The 18,061-nt window shown below is 72.8% G+C and carries 17 protein-coding genes; 12 read left to right on the top strand and 5 right to left on the bottom strand.

Annotated elements, in window-relative coordinates; translation table 11 throughout:
• Nucleotides 1-3: 3 nt before the first annotated feature.
• Entirely contained in the window at nt 4-1,248 is a 1,245-nt protein-coding gene (locus tag ACEN8D_RS00515) for an MFS transporter (RefSeq protein WP_413399400.1), read from the bottom strand.
• Nucleotides 1,245-1,895 carry a GntR family transcriptional regulator gene (locus ACEN8D_RS00520; RefSeq protein ID WP_217637344.1) on the bottom strand — a complete coding sequence of 217 codons (651 nt, stop codon included), beginning with the start codon at nt 1,893-1,895 and terminating at the stop codon, nt 1,245-1,247. The genes ACEN8D_RS00515 and ACEN8D_RS00520 overlap by 4 nt, the downstream gene beginning before the upstream one ends.
• Nucleotides 1,896-2,035: 140 nt before the next feature.
• Here ACEN8D_RS00520 and ACEN8D_RS00525 point away from each other — a divergent pair, with 140 nt between their 5' ends.
• From ACEN8D_RS00525 to ACEN8D_RS00535, 3 genes are all read left to right on the top strand, one after another.
• Nucleotides 2,036-2,782, top strand: a complete 747-nt coding sequence (locus tag ACEN8D_RS00525; RefSeq protein ID WP_070418627.1) for a phosphotransferase enzyme family protein — start codon at nt 2,036-2,038, stop codon at nt 2,780-2,782.
• Between the two features lie 22 nt (nt 2,783-2,804).
• The gene (locus ACEN8D_RS00530) at nt 2,805-3,881 is read left to right on the top strand and encodes a winged helix DNA-binding domain-containing protein (protein ID WP_413399401.1); all 1,077 of its coding nucleotides are present in this window, start codon (nt 2,805-2,807) and stop codon (nt 3,879-3,881) included.
• Between the two features lie 221 nt (nt 3,882-4,102).
• Complete coding sequence (locus ACEN8D_RS00535; protein ID WP_070418629.1) at nt 4,103-5,050, top strand: J domain-containing protein; 948 nt, start codon at nt 4,103-4,105, stop codon at nt 5,048-5,050.
• 21 nt (nt 5,051-5,071) lie between these two features.
• Here ACEN8D_RS00535 and ACEN8D_RS00540 read toward each other — a convergent pair whose 3' ends face one another.
• On the bottom strand, nt 5,072-5,434 hold the full coding sequence (locus ACEN8D_RS00540; protein WP_070418630.1) for an RNA-binding S4 domain-containing protein: 363 nt from the start codon (nt 5,432-5,434) through the stop codon (nt 5,072-5,074).
• Between the two features lie 33 nt (nt 5,435-5,467).
• Here ACEN8D_RS00540 and ACEN8D_RS00545 point away from each other — a divergent pair, with 33 nt between their 5' ends.
• Nucleotides 5,468-5,725: a hypothetical protein gene (locus ACEN8D_RS00545; RefSeq protein WP_309886806.1), complete on the top strand. Its 258-nt coding sequence runs from the start codon at nt 5,468-5,470 to the stop codon at nt 5,723-5,725.
• Nucleotides 5,726-5,815: 90 nt separating this feature from the next.
• Nucleotides 5,816-6,973, top strand: a complete 1,158-nt coding sequence (locus ACEN8D_RS00550; RefSeq protein ID WP_495601113.1) for a hypothetical protein — start codon at nt 5,816-5,818, stop codon at nt 6,971-6,973.
• Nucleotides 6,974-6,984: 11 nt separating this feature from the next.
• Here the strand turns inward: ACEN8D_RS00550 and ACEN8D_RS00555 are convergent, their stop codons facing one another.
• Complete coding sequence (locus tag ACEN8D_RS00555) at nt 6,985-8,451, bottom strand: S1C family serine protease (protein WP_413398880.1); 1,467 nt, start codon at nt 8,449-8,451, stop codon at nt 6,985-6,987.
• A 159-nt stretch (nt 8,452-8,610) separates the two neighbouring features.
• Here ACEN8D_RS00555 and ACEN8D_RS00560 point away from each other — a divergent pair, with 159 nt between their 5' ends.
• From ACEN8D_RS00560 to ACEN8D_RS00580, 5 genes are all read left to right on the top strand, one after another.
• The gene (locus ACEN8D_RS00560; protein WP_139201873.1) at nt 8,611-9,645 is read left to right on the top strand and encodes a FecCD family ABC transporter permease; all 1,035 of its coding nucleotides are present in this window, start codon (nt 8,611-8,613) and stop codon (nt 9,643-9,645) included.
• Nucleotides 9,642-10,622 carry a FecCD family ABC transporter permease gene (locus tag ACEN8D_RS00565; RefSeq protein WP_070418632.1) on the top strand — a complete coding sequence of 327 codons (981 nt, stop codon included), beginning with the start codon at nt 9,642-9,644 and terminating at the stop codon, nt 10,620-10,622. The genes ACEN8D_RS00560 and ACEN8D_RS00565 overlap by 4 nt, the downstream gene beginning before the upstream one ends.
• A gap of 123 nt (nt 10,623-10,745) precedes the next feature.
• On the top strand, nt 10,746-11,225 hold the full coding sequence (locus ACEN8D_RS00570) for an FHA domain-containing protein (RefSeq protein ID WP_071294956.1): 480 nt from the start codon (nt 10,746-10,748) through the stop codon (nt 11,223-11,225).
• The gene (gene ftsR, locus ACEN8D_RS00575; RefSeq protein ID WP_071301860.1) at nt 11,225-11,929 is read left to right on the top strand and encodes a transcriptional regulator FtsR; all 705 of its coding nucleotides are present in this window, start codon (nt 11,225-11,227) and stop codon (nt 11,927-11,929) included. The genes ACEN8D_RS00570 and ftsR overlap by 1 nt, the downstream gene beginning before the upstream one ends.
• A 193-nt stretch (nt 11,930-12,122) precedes the next feature.
• Nucleotides 12,123-12,683, top strand: a complete 561-nt coding sequence (locus tag ACEN8D_RS00580) for a MerR family transcriptional regulator (RefSeq protein WP_070418635.1) — start codon at nt 12,123-12,125, stop codon at nt 12,681-12,683.
• 520 nt (nt 12,684-13,203) lie between these two features.
• Here the strand turns inward: ACEN8D_RS00580 and ACEN8D_RS00585 are convergent.
• A complete protein-coding gene (locus ACEN8D_RS00585; RefSeq protein ID WP_070418636.1) occupies nt 13,204-14,016 on the bottom strand; it encodes a ParA family protein in 813 nt (270 codons plus the stop codon).
• 60 nt (nt 14,017-14,076) lie between these two features.
• On the opposite strand from ACEN8D_RS00585, the gene ACEN8D_RS00590 reads away from it, so the two are divergent.
• Both ACEN8D_RS00590 and ACEN8D_RS00595 read left to right on the top strand, forming a co-directional pair.
• Complete coding sequence (locus ACEN8D_RS00590) at nt 14,077-17,487, top strand: pyruvate carboxylase (RefSeq protein WP_413461485.1); 3,411 nt, start codon at nt 14,077-14,079, stop codon at nt 17,485-17,487.
• A 1-nt stretch (nt 17,488) separates the two neighbouring features.
• Entirely contained in the window at nt 17,489-17,992 is a 504-nt protein-coding gene (locus ACEN8D_RS00595; RefSeq protein ID WP_413400217.1) for a peptide deformylase, read from the top strand.
• Nucleotides 17,993-18,061 lie beyond the last annotated feature (69 nt).

Below are 18,061 nucleotides of genomic sequence, written 5' to 3' on the forward strand. Positions count from 1 at the left end.
CAGCTACGCGGGGATGTGCTTCCGCGACGACACGAGGATCGCCACCCACGACAGCACCCCGAGCCCGACGACCACCCACAGGATCGTCGGCACCGCCACGACGTTCGCCACCGCGGCGATGACCGCCGGCGCCAGGAACCCGGCGTACGCCGCCGCGTAGAACACCCCGGTGAGTCCGGCCAGGTCGCGTGTCCCCGCGATCCGCTGGACCTCGAGCAGGCTCGACACGAGCGCCAGTCCGATGCCGAGGCCGATCACGACGTTCGCCACGAGCCCGATCGCGACGGACTGCAGCTGGACCGCCACGACGACCACGGCGATGCCCGCGGTCATGAGCGCCACGGCGGTCAGCAGCCCGCGTGCCGACAGGAGCGAGGTGACCCGCCCGGCGAGGGGCTGCACGGCACTCGACACCCCGAGGGCGACGACGGTGGCGGCGGTGGCGAACACGAGCCCCCATGTTCCGGTCGCCCCGGCGAGCTTCGTCGGCAGGTACCCGTACCCGATCGCGGCGGACCCGAAGATCCACGGCGCGGCGACGAGCACGACACGGGTGAACCGGCGGTGCCCGGCGCTCGGCACGGCGAGCTGCTTCCACCAGGGTCCGGGCAGCCCGCCGGAGCGGCTCGTCTCCGGCGTGCGCCAGACGATCACGGCGAAGGGGACGGCGACGCAGATGTGCACGAGGAAGGGCAGGACCTCCGGGATCGGCCCCCACTGGGCGATGAGCCCGGCGACGAGGGCACCCGACGCCGACCCGAGGGTGAACGCCAGTGACGCCCGGCGTGCACCGGACCCAGCGTCGGCCGAGGGGTCGAAGCGTCCCTGCGAGAGCTCCTTCACCCAGCTGTTGCCGACCGCCATCGCGATCCCGACGGTGACCCCGGAGAACAGGCGTCCGGCCATGAGGAACCCCGCGCCGAGCGGGCCGAACGCCAGCAGCCCGCTGCCGACGACGGCCGAGACGATCCCGGCGAGCATGAGCGGGCGGCGGCCATGCCGGTCGGACAGGGACCCGGCGACGAGGAGCGCCGGCGCGAGCCCGAGCACGTACACGCCGAGGAAGACGTTCACGAGCAGCGACGAGTAGTGCGCGCGCTCCTCGTACATGAGCAGCAGGGGCGAGAACTGGTTCCCGCCCCACGAGCACACGAACACCGCACCCCAGATGGCGACCCACGGCAGGACGCGGGCGTTCGGGACCGCGAGCGAGCCGGTGGTCGGGACGCTGCCGGTGGTGGCGCTCACAGGGCGCCCCGGTGCGACGCGACGTGGGCGCGGAGCACCTCGGCGTAGCGGAGGGCGTCGCCGGCCTCGAGCGCGGCGGCCAGTGCGCGGTGGTCCTCGAGGGACGCCTGCAACTGGGACGGCTGGAGCCGCATCAGGTGGTGCCGCAGCCGCTGCTGCCGGTCGCGCAGGGTCCGGGCGAACATGACGGCGATCGCGTTCCGCGACGCCCCGATGACGGCACCGTGGAACTCCGCGTCGACCTCGATGAACCGGTCGACGTCGCCGGTCGCGACCGCCTGCTCCTGTTCCGCGAGCATCGCCTGGAGGAACGGGGTGACGTCCGCCACGCGCCCGTCGGTGACGACGCGGGTCGCCGCGGTCGACTCGATCGCCTCCCGCATCTCGAGCACGTCCGCCGCCTCGCTCGGGGACATCGGCCGGACGACGGCGCCCTTCCGGGACTCGAGGGTGAGCAGGTCCTCGGCGGCGAGACGCAGGAACGCCTCGTGGACGGGCGTCCGCGACACGCCGATCTCCTGGCAGAGCGCGTTCTCGCTGATCGCCGTGCCGCCGGGCAGGTCGCCGCGGATGATCGCGCGCTTCACGTGGTCGTACGCCCGGTCGGACGCTGCCTGGGCGGTGGTGTTCGTGCTCGGTGTGCTCACGGTCGACGATCCTATCCCCTTGCATGCAACGATGCATGCGGTCGTGTCACGCGCTGTTCACACGTGGACCGCGACATCGGGGTGCACGGGCGGATACGCTGGGCCACCACGTCAACGGAGACGTACAACAGGAGGTTCCGATGGAGCGGATCACCAGGGCCGACGATCGCGTGCACCGCCCGGCAGGGCCGTGGACGCCGACCGTGCACCGGCTGCTCGCCCACCTGCACGAACAGGGGTTCGTCGCAGCACCGGAACCGATCGAGCTCGGGCACACGCTCGAGACCGTCTCGTTCGTCCCCGGCGAAGCGGGGGAGTACCCGTGGACGGCGGACGTCGCGAGCGAGGCCGCCCTCGTCACGACCGCCCGGCTGCTGCGGCACTACCACGACGCCGCCGCCACCTTCACGCGCGACGACGACCGCGACGTCTGGTCCCAGGCGGAGCGGTACCCCGCCGAGACGATCGTGCACGGCGACTTCGCACCGTACAACTGCGTCTACGACGGCATCGCCGCGGTCGGGCTCATCGACTTCGACACCGCGCACCCCGGGCCACGGGTCTGGGACGTGGCCAGTGCCGTGTACCGGTTCGCACCGTTCACCACCGGCGTCGTCGAGGGGTCGACCGCGCCGTCGCTCGACGAACGGCTCGACCGCGCCGCCGAGTTCTGCCGCGCCTACGAGCTGGACGCCCGGTCGCGCGAGGTCCTCGCCGAGACGATCCTCGGCTCCCTCGTCGCGTTGGTCACGACCATGGAGACCGAGGCGGCGGCCGGGAACCCGAAGTTCGTCAGCGACCTGCAGCACGGGCACGCCGACCTCTACCGGGCCGACGTGGCGTACATCGAGCAGCACGCCGACGAGATCACCGCAGCCGTCGCCTGACCGCGGCGGCGATGCTGGTGCCATGACGACCACGCCGGCCCAGCTGCGCGCGATGCGCCTCGCCGCCCAGGGGATCGCCGTGCCCGGGCTCGGACCGACCGCGGTGGTGGAACGCATGCTCGCCGTCCAGGGGCAGGACCTCGGGCAGGTCACCTGGGCCATCGGCGTCCGCGCGCCCGGGTCCACCCGAGACGACGTCCGCGCCGCGTTCGACCGCGGCGAGGTCGTCCGTTCGTGGCCGATGCGCGGCACCCTCCACGCGATGCGCCCCGACGACCTCCGACTGCTGCTCTCCCTCACCGCCGATCGGACGATCCGCTCCATCGCCCGCCGTGCGACCGAGCTCGGCATCGACGACGACGTCCTCCGCACCGCCCGGGACGCCACGGCCGACGCACTGTCCGGCGGTCGGTCGCTCGTGCGCGACGACCTCTTCGACGTCTACCGAGGCGCCGGCATCGACCCGACGCGAGGGCTGGGGTACCACGTGCTGCTCCGCCTCGCGCTCGAGGGGATGGTCGCCTGGGGGCCCACCGCCCGCGTCGGCCAGGGGCTCGTGCTCCTCGACGAGTGGGCACCTGCGGCGGCCGACCTGCCCGACCGCGACGAGGCCCTGCGGCGGGTGTTGATCGGTCACCTGCGCGGGAGGGGCCCGGTGACCGAGGCCGACACCGCCTCGTGGACGAAGTTGCCGCTCGGCGACGTCCGGCGTGCCCGATCAGTGGCCGGCGACGCCGTGGAGGACCTCGGCGACGGACTCCTCGCCCTCGCCGACCGACCCGACCCCGGGGGTGTGCCGACCGGGCACCTCCTGCCCGGGTTCGACGAGTACCTCCTCGGGTACGCCGACCGCTCCGTCCAGCTCGACCCCGTGCACGCCGACCGGGTCGTCCCCGGCGCCAACGGCATGTTCCTGCCGATGGCCGTCGTGCGGGCTCGGGTCGTCGGGACCTGGAGCCGCACCGAGCGCACCCGCGACGTCCGGGTCGCCGTCACGCCCTTCGAGCCGCTCGACGCCGGTGCGGTCCGCGCCCTCGAAGCCGCCGCCGACCGGTACGGATCGTTCCTCGCGGCCCCCGTCACCTTCGCCGCCGCCTGACCATCCTGTCCCGCACGCCGCCCGCGACACCGCACCGGTCGATCGACAGGTGTCTCGTCGCAGACCCGGCGCCGACGCACCGGACCCGACCCGTTCCTCTCCCCACCGGCACGGCCGGTCCGCCGCTGGCGCGTCGCCCCGGAACCGGCGGCGTGGGCCCAGGCAGCACCCAGCAGCCACGCGGCGGACTCCGACGCTCCCTCGGGTAATGTCGCAGGGCCATGACCGACAGCCCGGCCGACGCCACCCCGTACGAAGTCCTCGGCGTCCGAGCGACCGCCGACGACGACGAACTCCGCCGCGCCTACCGCCGCGCCGCCCGCGAGTCCCACCCCGACCTCGGCGGCGACGCCCGCCGCTTCCGCCAGGTCCAGATCGCCTGGGAACGCATCGGCACCCCCGCCGCACGCCGCGCCTACGACGCGGGATCCCAGCGCGGCAGCCAGCAGAGCGCGTCCGGCCCGTCCGGTTCCTCCGCCTGGAGGAGCGACACCGGCCGCGACGCCTACGCACCCCCGGCAGCGCGTCGCGATGCACGTCCGCGGGCCCGGTCCCACGGACACCCCGGCGGGCGATCGCGCGAGGTCTTCCTGCAGGCCGAGCGCGAGTGGGTCGGCCTCGGGGACCCCATCGAGGACCCCTACGACCCCACGCTCATCCGCTCCGCTCCCCGGCACATCCGACGGCTGCTGGCCGAGGCGCTCGCCGAGGAGGCGACCGCGTCGATCGTCTCCGAGATGGGCATCGGCGTGACGGTGTGGCACGACCTCGACGCGGGGGCTGAGGGCAAGCTCGACCACGCGGTCCTCACCCCGAGCGGCCTGTGGGCCGTCGAGTCGATCGACTGGGGTGCCCCGGTCCGCGTCGAGCACGGCGAGATCACGGGGGAGACCCTGGCGCCAGGGGAACGCCCCGTGAAGGAGCTCGTCCGAGCCGCCCGCGCCGTGCAGAAGCAGACCCGGGTGCGGTTCACCGGCCGGCTGCTCGTCGTGCCGGACTCCGCGGTGGACGAGGACGTGCAGGTCGTCGGCTCGCCCCGGAAGCCCACCGCGCTCGTCGTCCGGCGCAGTGCGCTCGGCCAGGTGCTGGGTGGCGTGTGGTCGCCCGAGGGGAGCGTCGACGTGTTCGAGGTCCGCGACCGCCTGCAGCAGACCGTCCGCTTCGTCTGACGGCAAAGCGGGACGGCGGGGTCAGTAGCCGCGGAGCTTCTCGAGGTCGCGGCGCTCCCGCTTGCTCGGACGTCCGGCACCGCGGTCGCGCATCGGGACGAAGCCGGCCTCCTCCTTGGGGAGCCGCGGCGGGGTCTTGTCCTCGAAGTGCTTCGCGGCCTCGGGCGCGCTCGTCCGCTTGAGGATGATCCCCGTGACGACGACGATCCGGTCGAACCCGTTCTGCCGGACCCGGACCTCGTCCCCGGGGCCGATCGGCTGCGCGGGCTTCGCACGCTCCCCGTTGACCCGGACGTGGCCGGCCTTGCACGCGGCGGTCGCGGCGGAGCGGGTCTTCGTGATCCGCACCGCCCAGATCCAGCTGTCCACGCGCGCCTTGGCCATCCCCACACTCTAGGCGCGCCCTACGCTGGGGGCGTGGAGGGCACCGGGCAGGACGCGATCGCCCGGGCACTCGCGCTCGGGGTCCTCCGGGACGCCGCGGTCGGGGACCGCTTGGTCGTGCGGGCGCACCACGGCGGGGGAGCGCAGGACGCGCTCGGGGTCCTCGTCGCCCGGACCTCGTCGTCCGTGACGATCGACACCCGCCGGGGCCCGGTCGAGGTGGCGCTCGCCGACGTCGTCGCCGCGAAGCCGGTCCCGCCGCCGCCCCCACCACGCCCGCGCCGCCCCTGAGTCCGCCGGTCCGACCTCGCGCGCACCGGAAGCGCGCGCGCCCGGCGAGCCGCCACGGCCCCCGCACCGGCCCCGACGTAGCCTCGTGCCATGGCCGTCCCCGTCCCACTCGGCACCGAGGACCGCACCGCCCGCCTGACCCTCCGCCGCCCCGACGCGTGGCGCCGTGAGGACTCGGCACAGGCGGACCTGCGCGTCACCGGCGACGACGTCGTGCTCACCGTCCGATCCCGTCCGAGCGACCGGACCGTCGCAGAGGAGCACACGAGTCTGCTCGAACGCCTCCCCGGTTCGGTCGAGGGGCTCCGACTCATCGGCTCGGACCCGTGGAGGACCGCGGGAGCGCCGGCGCGCCTCGTCGAGTACGTCCGGCCCGACGAGGGCGGCGACGTCGCGGGAGCGCACCTGCTCTTCGTCACCGGGCGGCACCGCGTCGACCTCACCATCGAGCGGCCCCTCGCCCGGATGCTCGCCACCGACGACCTCGTGTTCGCCGTGCTCGACAGCGTCCGCGCCACCGAGCCCGCGCCGTCGCGGGTGCAGCGCGACCTCGAGGCTCTGCCGGAGCCCGCACCCGCCGCCGACCTCGAGGGCACCCACCTCGGCTCCGAAGCCCTCGCCACCCTGCGCTCACTCGCCGGCCGTCGCTGGAACCCCACGCTCCTCCGCACGCCCGCCGGACGCGAGCTCATCGAGTCCGGCCTGGTCGGCCGGCTCGGCACCCTTCCCGAGTCGACGCAGGCGCTCCTCGCGCCGTGGGAGGGCGATGCCCAGCCCGTCACCCTGGAACAGCGGCTGCCCGACGGGCGCACCACGCGCCTCCAGGCCTGGTCGGAGACCGTCGTGGACGGGACGGACGAGGCGGGCGCGGTGATCGCGCAGCTGCCGGTCGAGCGCGTGGTCGCGCTCGTGGCCGGGAGGCTCGGCATCGGTCCGGCATGGACCTTCCCGTTCCGCACGGGGTCGCTCCGGGCGGACCTGCTCGGGCGTCGGACCTCCGGGGCGGACGCCGCCCCCGACCTGCCGACGGCGATCGCCGAGGCGGACCCGCGGCTCGCGCGCTTCTGGGCGGCTCCGTGGACGGTGTCGTCGCTGCGTCGTCCGGGGAAGCCGAACCCGATCGTCGTCGTGCACGCGGCGGGGCAGGGCTTCGCGCGCGTCGGACGCACGGAAGCCGGGGAGACCGTCTTCGCGACGGACTCCCCGGCGAACGTGTACCGGTCGGTGGTGCGGGCGCTGCTCGGCTGAGCCGTTCTCTGCTAGGCCGCGGGGCCGGCGGTGAGGGTGACCGTGACGGTCTTCGCGGCACCGGTGCTGTCGGTGTACCCGACCGTCACCTTGTCCCCGACCGAGTGCGACTGGATCGCCGAGGTCAGCGCGTCCGAGCTCGCCACGCCCGTGCCGTCGATGCTCGTGATGGTGTCGCCGGCGGCGAGACCGGCCGACGCGGCGCCGGAGCCCTCGACCGTGCCGGCGACCGCGACGCCGCCCGTCGAGGCCGTCCCGCTGACCTCGACCCCGAGGAACGCCGGCAGTCCGATGGTGATCGTCGACGACGACTCACCCGCGAGGATCTTGTCCGCGATCGACTTCGCCGTGGTGATCGGGATCGCGTACCCGGTGACGTCCGCCGTGCCCGAGGACGCCGCGGTGGCCATGCCGACGACCTCGCCCTCGCTGTCGAGCACCGGACCGCCCGAGTCGCCCGAGACGATGTCCGCCGCGACCTCGATGAGTCCCTGCAGCGACTCGGTGCCCGTGCCCGACTCGCTCTGCACCTGGATGTCCTGGTCGGTCGCGGTCACGGTGCCCTCGGCGGCGACGAGGTTGCCCGTGCCCTCGGCGTTGCCGACGTCGGTCACGGTGTCGCCGGTGCTCGGCTCGCCGTCGTCGTCGAGCGTCACCGTGGACAGGCCCGACGCGCCCTCGAGCTTGAGGACCGCGACGTCGTGGGTGGCATCCGTCCCGACGACGTCCGCCTTGTACTCCTTGCCGGTCGTCTCGTCGGTGACCGTGATGCTCGTCGCGCCCTGGATGACGTGGTTGTTCGTGAGGATCGTGCCGTTCGAGGTGAGGATCATGCCCGTGCCGGCCGCCTGCGACGACTCGTCGTAGTTGAGGACGGTGTTGATCGTCACGACGCCCTTCTTCTGGGCGCTCGTCGCCGCGGTCGCCGCGGACTCGGTGCTCGTGCCGCTGCCGCCGTCGCTCGACCCGCTGCCGGTGCCGTCGCCCGGCACCGTGAAGCCGTTCGTGCCGCTGCCGTCGGAGCCGGTGCCGGAACCCGATCCGGTGTCCGGCAGCGTCGTGCCCTGCGACTGGCTCGAGGTCGTCGTCGTGTGCTGCGAGGACAGTCCGAGCGCGGTCCCGCCCGCCGCACCGACGATCGCCAGGGCCGCGATGCCGGAGCCGATCATCAGGCCCAGTCGCCGGGGCCGCTTCGTGGCGTGGTTCGCTGCGGCGGCGCCGTGCACCCAGCCGTGCTGGAACCCGGGGAGCGACGGGCTGCCGATCAGGAACGGGCCGCGGCCGTCCGGGGTGTAGCCGTAGGGGCCGGAGCCGTCGGGCCCGTAGAGGAACGGGCCGCTGCCGTCGAACGCGTAGGCCGAGCGGAGGGTCGACGGGTCGGCGTGCGGTGCCTCCCACGTCGCCCCGGCCTGCGGCTGCGCGGCGTCGGTGCGGGCGGTGCCGTTCTCGTCGGCGGCGGGGTTCGGGGTCTCGTTCATCAGTGCTCTCCGGTCGTCCCTCGGCTGCCCGGTCGGGCGTCGATGGGTACGAGTACAGGCCCGGTTCCCATGACGAGCCTATGAACGGACCCTGCGGCTGCTCACGGCTTGCTCGGGGGTCGCCGTACGACGTCGTCCGTTAGGGTTGCCTTACTTCCCATGCGTTCGCCGTCGCCCACCCCTCCTGCGCCCAGCTCCGTGTCCCGCCTCGTCGGCGCCACCGTGCTGGCGGTGGTCGTCCTCGTCGTGGCGGTGGCGCTCTCGGTGGCCTTCGGCTCCCGTCCGATCCCGCTCGGCACCGTGCTCGACACCGTCCTGCACCCCGGACGGAACGACGAGATCGGCCTGATCGTGCTCGGCAACCGCGTGCCCCGCACCGTCGTCGGACTCCTCGCCGGGTCCGCGCTCGGGGTCGCCGGCGCCGTCATGCAGGGCGTCACCCGGAACCCGCTCGCCGATCCGAGCGTCCTCGGCATCAACTCCGGGGCCGCGCTCGCGGTCGTCGCCGGGATCGCGCTGTTCGGCGTCAGCGGCACCGCCGCGTACCTGCCGTTCGCCTTCCTCGGGGCCGCCCTCGCCGCGCTCCTCGTGTACGGCATCGCCGCAGTGGCCCGTCGGGGGCTGTCGCCCGTCGGACTCGCCCTGTCCGGGGCCGTCGTCGCCGCTGCACTGTCCTCGATCACCACGGCGGTGCTCGTGACGAGCCAGAGCCTCCTCGACCAGCTGCGCTTCTGGCAGGTCGGAGCGCTGGCCGGCAAGGACCTCGGCACCGCCGGGGTGATCACGGTGCCGGTGCTCGTCGGGCTCGTCATCGCCTTCGCCCTCGGCCGGTCGCTCAACACGCTCGCGCTCGGTGACGAGCTCGCCGCGTCGCTCGGGCAGCGCGTCGTGCTCGTGCGCGCCGTCGGGGGAGTCGTCACCGTGCTCCTCGCCGGATCGGCCGTCGCGGCGGCCGGGCCGATCGCGTTCATCGGGCTCGCCGTGCCGCACGCCGTCCGTCGGTTGAGCGGGCCGGACCACCGGTGGACGATCCTGCTGTCGGCCATCGTCGCGCCGGCGCTGCTGCTCGTCGCCGACGTGATCGGCCGCGTCGTGGCGTACCCGGGGGAGCTGCAGGTCGGGATCGTCACGGCACTCATCGGCGCGCCGGTGTTCATCTGGCTCGTGCGGTCGCGGGCGGTGAAGGGCCTGTGACGGCCGTGCGCCGCGAGTGGCTCGTGCTCGGCGCCGTCCTCGTCCTGCTCCTCGCCCTCGTGCTCGTCGGGCTCGGCGTCGGCGAGATCCCGCTCTCACCCGTGCAGGTCGCGAGCGCGCTCGTCGGGCACGGCGACACCGTCTCGGACTTCGTGATCGGGCAGCTCCGTGGCCCCCGGGTCGCCGGGGCGATCCTCGTGGGGGCGTCGCTCGGCGTGGCCGGTGGCATCGTGCAGAGCGTCGTCCGGAACCCCATCGCGAGTCCGGACGTCATCGGCATCACCTCGGGCGCGAGCGCCTCGGGCCTGACCGCCATCGTCCTGTTCGGCGCGAGCGGCGGGACCCTGTTCTCGGTGGTGCTCGTCGGTGCCGTCCTCGTCTCCCTCGTCATCGCCGGACTCGCGTGGCGTCGGGGGATCACCGGCAACCGAGTCGTCCTCGTGGGCATCGGCGTCGCGGCGATCTGCCTGAGCATCACCGGGTGGATGCTCACGAGCGGCACGGTCACCCAGGCCGGCACCGCGCTGCTCTGGCTCTCCGGCAGCCTGAACGCCGTCGACCGGAACCTCGTCGGGGTGCTCGCCGTCGTCTTCGTCGTGTTCACGGCGCTCGCCCTCCTGCAGTCCTCGCGGCTCACCGTGCTGACCCTCGGCGACGAGGTGGCCTCGGCGCTCGGGCTCCGGCCGAACCGCGCGAAGGTGCTGCTCCTGCTGACCGCCGTGTGCCTGACCGCCGCCGCCGTGGCCACCGCGGGACCGGTGTCGTTCGTCGCGCTGATGGCGGCCCCCATCGCCCGGAGGCTCGTCGGGGGCGGACGGGTCGCCCTCGGGTCGACCGCCGCCGTCGGCGCCGCGATCACGCTGGCGAGCGACCTCATCGCGCAGTTCGCGATCCCGGGGAACGCGCTGCCCGTCGGTGTGGTGACGGGGGTCATCGGGGCGCCCTACCTGCTGTGGCTGCTCGCGCGCGGGCGCTGACGCATCCGTGTTCCCGGTACGTTCGCTGTACGCGTTCTGCCGAGTTGTCCCCAGCCCCGTTCGGGGCTCCCGTTCGGCCGCTCGTTTCCGATACGCTGGTGCGCCAAGAGGAGGAGGTCCACGATGCCAGAACCAGTGGTCCCGCAGCCGGACGGTCAGAAGACCCCTGAGCAGCGGCTGGTCGACACCACACTGACCTTCAGCATGGACATGGGGGCGGCGCTCACTGCCGAGTCCGGTGTGTCCGCCGAAGAACGTGAAGCGATCAACGCGCTGCCCTCCGGGTCGGCGCTGCTCGTGGTCCGTCGCGGGCCGAACGTCGGTGCTCGGTTCCTCCTCGACTCGGACGTCACCACGGCGGGGCGCCACCCCGACGCCGACATCTTCCTCGACGACGTCACTGTGTCGCGCAAGCACGCCCAGTTCCTCCGCCACGGCACGAGCTTCAGCGTGAAGGACAACGGGTCGCTCAACGGCACGTACTTCGACGGCGTCCGCATCGACGAAGCACTCCTCACCGACGGGTCCGAAGTGCAGGTCGGCAAGTTCCGCCTGACCTTCTACGCCTCCCGGGTCGACCTGGCGCGCCTGGCGACTGCGTAGTGGCCGCACGGTCCGCCGCGGCCCGGGCGGGGTCCGCGGTCCCGGACCTGCTCACGATCGGGCAGGTCCTCGCTCGCCTCAAGCCGGAGTTCCCGGACCTGTCGAGCTCGAAGCTCCGGTTCCTGGAAGAGCGCGAGCTGGTCACCCCGATCCGCACCGCGAGCGGCTACCGGAAGTTCTCGGCGGCCGACGTCGAGCGGCTCCGGGTCGTCCTCGGGCTGCAGCGCGACCACTACCTCCCGCTCAAGGTCATCAAGGACTACCTGGCCGACCTCGACGCCGGGCGTGAACCGGTCCTCCCCGGGGGCGGCGACGCGCCGAAGCCGTCCATCCTCGGGCGTGAGCGGCGCTACACCCGCGACGAGACGGTCCGGGCTGCCGGTGCCTCACCGATGCTCCTCGCCGATGCGGTCTCGGCGTCGCTGCTGCCTGCTGCCGACACGTACGGCGACGACGGGGTCTCGGTGCTCAAGGCCCTCGTCGAACTCCAGCGCACCGGGATCGAACCGCGACACCTCCGCACGATGCGCAGCGTCGCCGAGCGCGAGGTCGGGCTCATCGAGTCCGCGCTCATGCCGGTGTCCCGCCGCGGTGACGCCACGTCCCGGGCGAAGGCGACCGAGCTCGCGCGCGAGATCGCCGGCCACCTCGAGGTGATCCGGTCGAACCTCATCCGCACGGCGATCGGGCGTCTCGACGCATGACGCGCGTCGTGGCTCGTCCCTCGTCGACCGCTGGTGTGCGTCGGTGGGTGGGGCGTATCCTCGACACGCCGGACGCGCCGAGTCGGATGTCCCGCGCCGGAGCGGTCCGAGTCGCTACCGTGGACCTCGGAACAACTCTCAACCCGTCATTGAACGTTCAGTTGGGAGCTCGATCGTCGTGGAAGGCAGCCTGATGAGTGGGAACGACACCCCCGGCACCGAGTCGGAGATGACCCGGTACGACCTCGGGCTGCTCTTCACCGACGGCCTGCCCGAGCACGACGAGCAGAACGGGTACCGCGGTACCGTCGCTGCTCGTGCTGCCGGCATCTCCTACCGCCAGCTCGACTACTGGGCCCGCACCGAGCTCGTCGAGCCGACGATCCGCGGGGCCGCGGGCTCAGGGTCGCAGCGGCTGTACGGCTTCCGCGACATCCTCGTGCTCAAGCTCGTGAAGCGCCTGCTCGACACGGGCATCTCCCTCCAGCAGATCCGCACCGCCGTGAACCAGCTGCGCGAGTCCGGCGTCTCGGACCTGGCGCAGACGACGCTCATGTCGGACGGCGCCTCGGTGTACCTCTGCACCTCCGACGACGAGGTCATCGACCTGGTGTCGCGGGGTCAGGGCGTGTTCGGCATCGCGGTGGGCAAGGTCCTGCGCGAGGTCGAGTCCTCGCTGGTCGAGCTCGACGCGACGCCGGCGGCCGACCCCGACGACGAGCTCGCCGCCCGCCGGGCTTCCCGCGCGTCCTAGTCCCGCGCTGGCGGGCCTGCCCGCGCCCGGGTCCGCGTCCGCTCGAGTCGCGAGGTCGCACGTTCTGCCGCGCGCGCCCATTCCGTGCGACACGTTGTGCGACCTCGGCACGCAAGCCGTAGCGTATCGTGCGACCTCGGCGCGCGCCGGGCGTCGTGCGACCTCGAGCGAGCCTCCGCGGGCGCCACACCGCCCCGACCACGAGGTCGCACGATCTGCCGCGCGAGCCCGTTCCAGGCGGCCGTTCGTGCTACCTCGGCGAACGCGAGCCGCATGTCGGGCGACCTCGCGGGGTGAACCCGAGCGTGTTGCCCGGCGGCGGTGCGAGGGAGGCGAGGCGCGCCTCCCGGTCGATGTCGTGCGCGCCATGCCGGAGGCGAGGTCGCACGTTCTGCCGTTCGGGCCAGCTCCCGGCGGCGTTTCGCGCGACCTCGGCGAACGCGAGCGGCGTGTTGCGCGACCTCGGCGAAGCCGAACGGACCCACGCCCCACGCGCCAGCGACGCGCGGCGCGACGCGCCCTAGGCCGCGCCGCCCTCGGCGTACGGGCCGATCTTGCCCGTGCGCATGATGCGCTCGAGCAGCTGGTCGAAGTTCTTCGCCATCTCCTGCGCCGACTCACCCGGCCACACGTGCAGGGGCTTCGCCGCACCCTGCGCCTGCTGCAGCGAGGTCCGCTCGGGCAGCTGCGGCGAGAGCACGAGCGGGCCGAACATGTCGCGGAGCTCCTTGATGCGGAACTGGTGCTCGAGCGACTGCACGCGGGCACGGTTCACGATGATGCCGAGCGGCTGCAGGCGGGGGGAGAGCCCGCGACGGATCTCCTCGATCGCGCGGAGGGCCCGGTCGGCAGCGGCCACCGAGAAGAGTCCGGGCTCGGTGACGACGGTCACACGGTCGGACGCTGCCCAGGCGGTGCGGGTGAGGGCGTTCAGCGACGGCGCGCAGTCGATGAGGACGAGGTCGTAGTCCTGCTCGACGTTGGCGAGGGCCTCTTCGAGCTTCCAGATGTCGCGGATGGACGGGTGCGGCCCGTCGAAGTTGATGGCCGAGGGCGATCCGACCATGACGTCGATCTTGCCCTGGGAGCCCTTCGTCCACCCCGAGGGGGCGATCGCCTGACGGACGATCTTCTCCTTCGGGTTCTCGAGCACGTCCGCCACGTTGAGGTGGCCGGAGATGTTGATGTCGAGGCCGGTCGAGACGTCCGACTGCGGGTCGAGATCCACCACCAGCGTGCGCAGTCCCTTGGCGAACGCGGCCGAAGTCAGGCCGAGCGTCACCGTCGTCTTGCCGACACCACCCTTGAGGGAGCTCACGCTGAGTACATGCACGGTGAGCAACGTTACCGCCAGTAGGGTTGTCTCACCTCAACCCGGGCTGAAAGGGACCTCGTGTTCAGCAAGATCCTGGTCGCCAATCGTGGCGAGATCGCCATCCGTGCCTTCCGGGCCGCGTACGAGCTGGGGGCGAAGACCGTCGCCGTCTACCCGTACGAGGACCGCAACTCCCTGCACCGCCTCAAGGCGGACGAGGCCTACCTGATCGGGGAGCGCGGACATCCCGTCCGCGCCTACCTGGACGTCTCCGAGATCGTGCGTGTCGCACGCGAGTCGGGTGCCGACGCGATCTACCCGGGCTACGGCTTCCTGTCCGAGAACCCGGAGCTCGCCGCTGCTGCCGCCGCCGCGGGCATCACGTTCATCGGCCCGGGCGAGCACGTGCTCGAGATGGCGGGCAACAAGGTCACCGCGAAGGAGCACGCGGTCGCGGCCGGTGTCCCGGTCCTCGCGAGCACCCCGGCCAGCCGCGACATCGATGAACTCCTCGCCGGCGCGGACGCCATCGGGTTCCCGGTGTTCGCGAAGGCCGTCGCCGGTGGTGGTGGCCGTGGCATGCGCCGGGTGGAGACGAAGACCGAGCTGCGTGCGGCCCTCGAAGAGGCGATGCGCGAGGCCGACAGCGCCTTCGGCGACCCGACGATGTTCCTCGAGCAGGCCGTCATCCGCCCGCGCCACATCGAGGTGCAGATCCTCGCCGACGCCACCGGCACCGACGCCGGCACGATCCATCTCTTCGAGCGCGACTGCTCGGTCCAGCGCCGGAACCAGAAGGTCGTCGAGATCGCACCGGCGCCGAACCTCGACCCGGCGATCGCGCAGGCGCTGCACCGCGACGCCGTCGCCTTCGCCCGGTCGATCGGGTACGTGAACGCCGGCACGGTGGAGTTCCTGCTCGACACCGAGGGCGAGCGTGCGGGCCAGCACGTCTTCATCGAGATGAACCCGCGCATCCAGGTCGAGCACACCGTCACCGAAGAGGTCACGGACGTCGACCTCGTCCAGTCGCAGATGCGCATCGCCGCCGGGCAGACCCTCGGCGACCTCGGCCTGTCGCAGGACAGCGTCCGCGTGCACGGCGCAGCCCTGCAGACACGCATCACCACCGAGGACCCGACGCAGGGCTTCCGCCCGGACACGGGTCGCATCACGACCTACCGCAGCCCGGGTGGCGCGGGCGTCCGCCTCGACGGTGGCACGGTCGCCACCGGCGCGCAGATCAGCCCGCACTTCGACTCGATGCTCGCGAAGATGACCTGCCGCGGGCGGGACTTCCCGGCGGCGGTGGCCCGGGCGAAGCGCGCCCTCGCGGAGTTCCGCATCCGGGGCGTCTCCACGAACATCCCGTTCCTGCAGGCCGTGCTCGAGGACCCCGACTTCGACCGCGGCGACATCTCGACGAAGTTCATCGAGGAGCGCCCGCAGCTGTTCGGCGGTCACGTCTCGAAGGACCGCGGCACGAAGGTGCTGAACTGGCTCGCCGACGTCACGGTGAACAAGCCGAACGGCGAGCGTCGCCCGCAGACCGTCGAGCCGAGCGAGAAGCTGCCGACGATCGACCTCGGCGCCCCGGTCCCCGAGGGGCAGCGCAACCGCCTCCGCCTGCTGGGTCCGGCCGAGTGGGCGAAAGCGCTCCGCGGCCAGACCGAGCTCGCCGTCACCGAGACGACGATGCGCGACGCCCACCAGTCGCTCCTCGCGACCCGTGTGCGCACGAAGGACCTCGTCGCGGTCGCCCCGTACGTCGCCCGACTCACGCCGCAGCTGCTCAGCGTCGAGGCCTGGGGCGGTGCCACCTACGACGTGGCGCTCCGCTTCCTCGGCGAGGACCCGTGGGAGCGGCTCGCCTCGCTGCGCGAGGCGATGCCGAACATCCCGATCCAGATGCTGCTCCGCGGACGCAACACCGTCGGCTACACGCCGTACCCGACCGAGGTGACGGACGCGTTCGTGGCCGAGGCGGCCGCGACGGGTGTCGACGTGTTCCGCGTGTTCGACGCGCTCAACGACGTCAGCCAGTTGCGTCCGGCCCTGGAGGCGGTGCTCGCCACCGACACGGCCGTCGCCGAAGCGGCGCTCTGCTACACCGCCGACCTCCTCGACCCGTCCGAGGACCTCTACACGCTCGACTACTACCTCCGCCTCGCGGAGCAGATGGTCGAGGCCGGTGCGCACGTCATCGGCATCAAGGACATGGCCGGCCTGCTCCGCGCCGGCGCGGCCGAGCAGCTCGTCACCGCCCTGCGCGAGCGCTTCGACCAGCCGGTGCACGTGCACACGCACGACACCGCGGGCGGACAGCTCGCGACGCTCCTCGCCGCAGCCCGCGCCGGTGCCGACGCGGTGGACGTCGCCGCCGCGCCGATGGCCGGCACGACCAGCCAGCCGAGCATGTCCGCGCTCGTCGCCGCCCTGGCGCACACCGAGCGCGACACGGGGCTCTCCCTCGACGCCGTCGGCGACCTCGAGCCGTACTGGGAAGCCGTGCGGCGTGCGTACGCGCCGTTCGAGTCGGGCCTGCCGGGTCCGACGGGCCGCGTGTACAAGCACGAGATCCCCGGCGGTCAGCTGTCGAACCTCCGGCAGCAGGCCATCGCCCTCGGGCTCGGCGACCGCTTCGAGCAGGTCGAGGACTGGTACGCCGAGGCGAACCGGATCCTCGGCCGCCCCACGAAGGTCACGCCGTCGTCGAAGGTCGTCGGGGACCTCGCGCTGCAGCTGGCCGCGGTGGACGCCGACCCGGTCGACTTCGAGCAGAACCCGCAGAAGTACGACATCCCGGACTCCGTCGTCGGCTTCATGGCCGGCGAACTCGGCGACCTGCCCGGTGGCTGGCCCGAGCCCTTCCGGTCGAAGGTCCTCGCGGGCCGCGACGTCCGGCTCGAGATCACGCCGGTGCCGGACGCCGAGCGCGCACACCTGGACACCCCCGGCCCCGAACGGCGACAGGCCCTCAACCGCCTGCTCTTCCCACAGCCGACGCAGCAGTTCGAGCGCGTCCGGGAGCAGTACGGCGACCTGTCCGTCGTGCCGACCGTCGACTACCTGTACGGCCTGCGCCCCGAGCAGGAGCACGTCGTGCCGCTCGGCAAGGGCGTGGACCTGTTCGTCGGGCTCGAGGCGATCGGCGAGGCCGACGCGCGCGGCGTACGCACGGTCATGGCGACGATGAACGGGCAGCTCCGCCCGGTGTACGTCCGCGACCGCTCGATCGAGGTCGAGACCAAGGCCGCCGAGCAGGCGGACAAGACCGACCCGAAGCACGTCGCGGCACCGTTCTCCGGTGTCGTGACGCTCAAGGTCGCCGTCGGTGACGTCGTCGAGGCCGGACAGGCCGTGGCGAGCATCGAGGCGATGAAGATGGAAGCGGCCATCACGGCACCCGTCGCGGGGACCGTCGGCCGACTCGCGATCCCGGTGACCCAGCAGGTGGACGCCGGCGACCTCCTGGTGGTGCTGCAGTAAATTGACCGTCCGTCCCATCCGCCTGTTCGGCGACCCCGTCCTCCGGTCCCCGGCCGACCCGATCCGTCCAGACGCCCTCGGCAGCGCGGGCATCCGCGACCTCGTGCAGGACCTGGTCGACACGGTCAAGGAGCCCGGCCGTGCCGGCGTCGCCGCTCCCCAGATCGGTGTCGGTCTGCGCGCCTTCTCGTACAACGTCGACGGCGAGGTCGGCTACGTGCTCAACCCCGAGGTCGTCGAGGTGTCGGGGGAGCCGGAGCTCATGGACGAGGGCTGTCTCTCCGTCCCCGGTCTGTCGTACCCCACGCGCCGGTACCCGTACGCGAAGGTCCGCGGCGTCGACGTCGACGGGGCCGAGGTCGTGCTCGAGGGCACCGGGCTCATGGCCGAGGCGCTCCAGCACGAGGTGGACCACCTCGACGGCACCGTCTACGTGATGACGCTCGACCCGGAGATCCGCCGCCAGGCGCTCCGCGACATCCGCGCGCAGGACTGGTTCCACTAGTCCTCCGAAGTGCCCACCCTCGGTCGGGCGGCACCCTGACTCGGGGGTGAGGTGCGTTCGCACTCCTGG

This window comes from Curtobacterium sp. Curtsp22 (assembly GCF_059492135.1).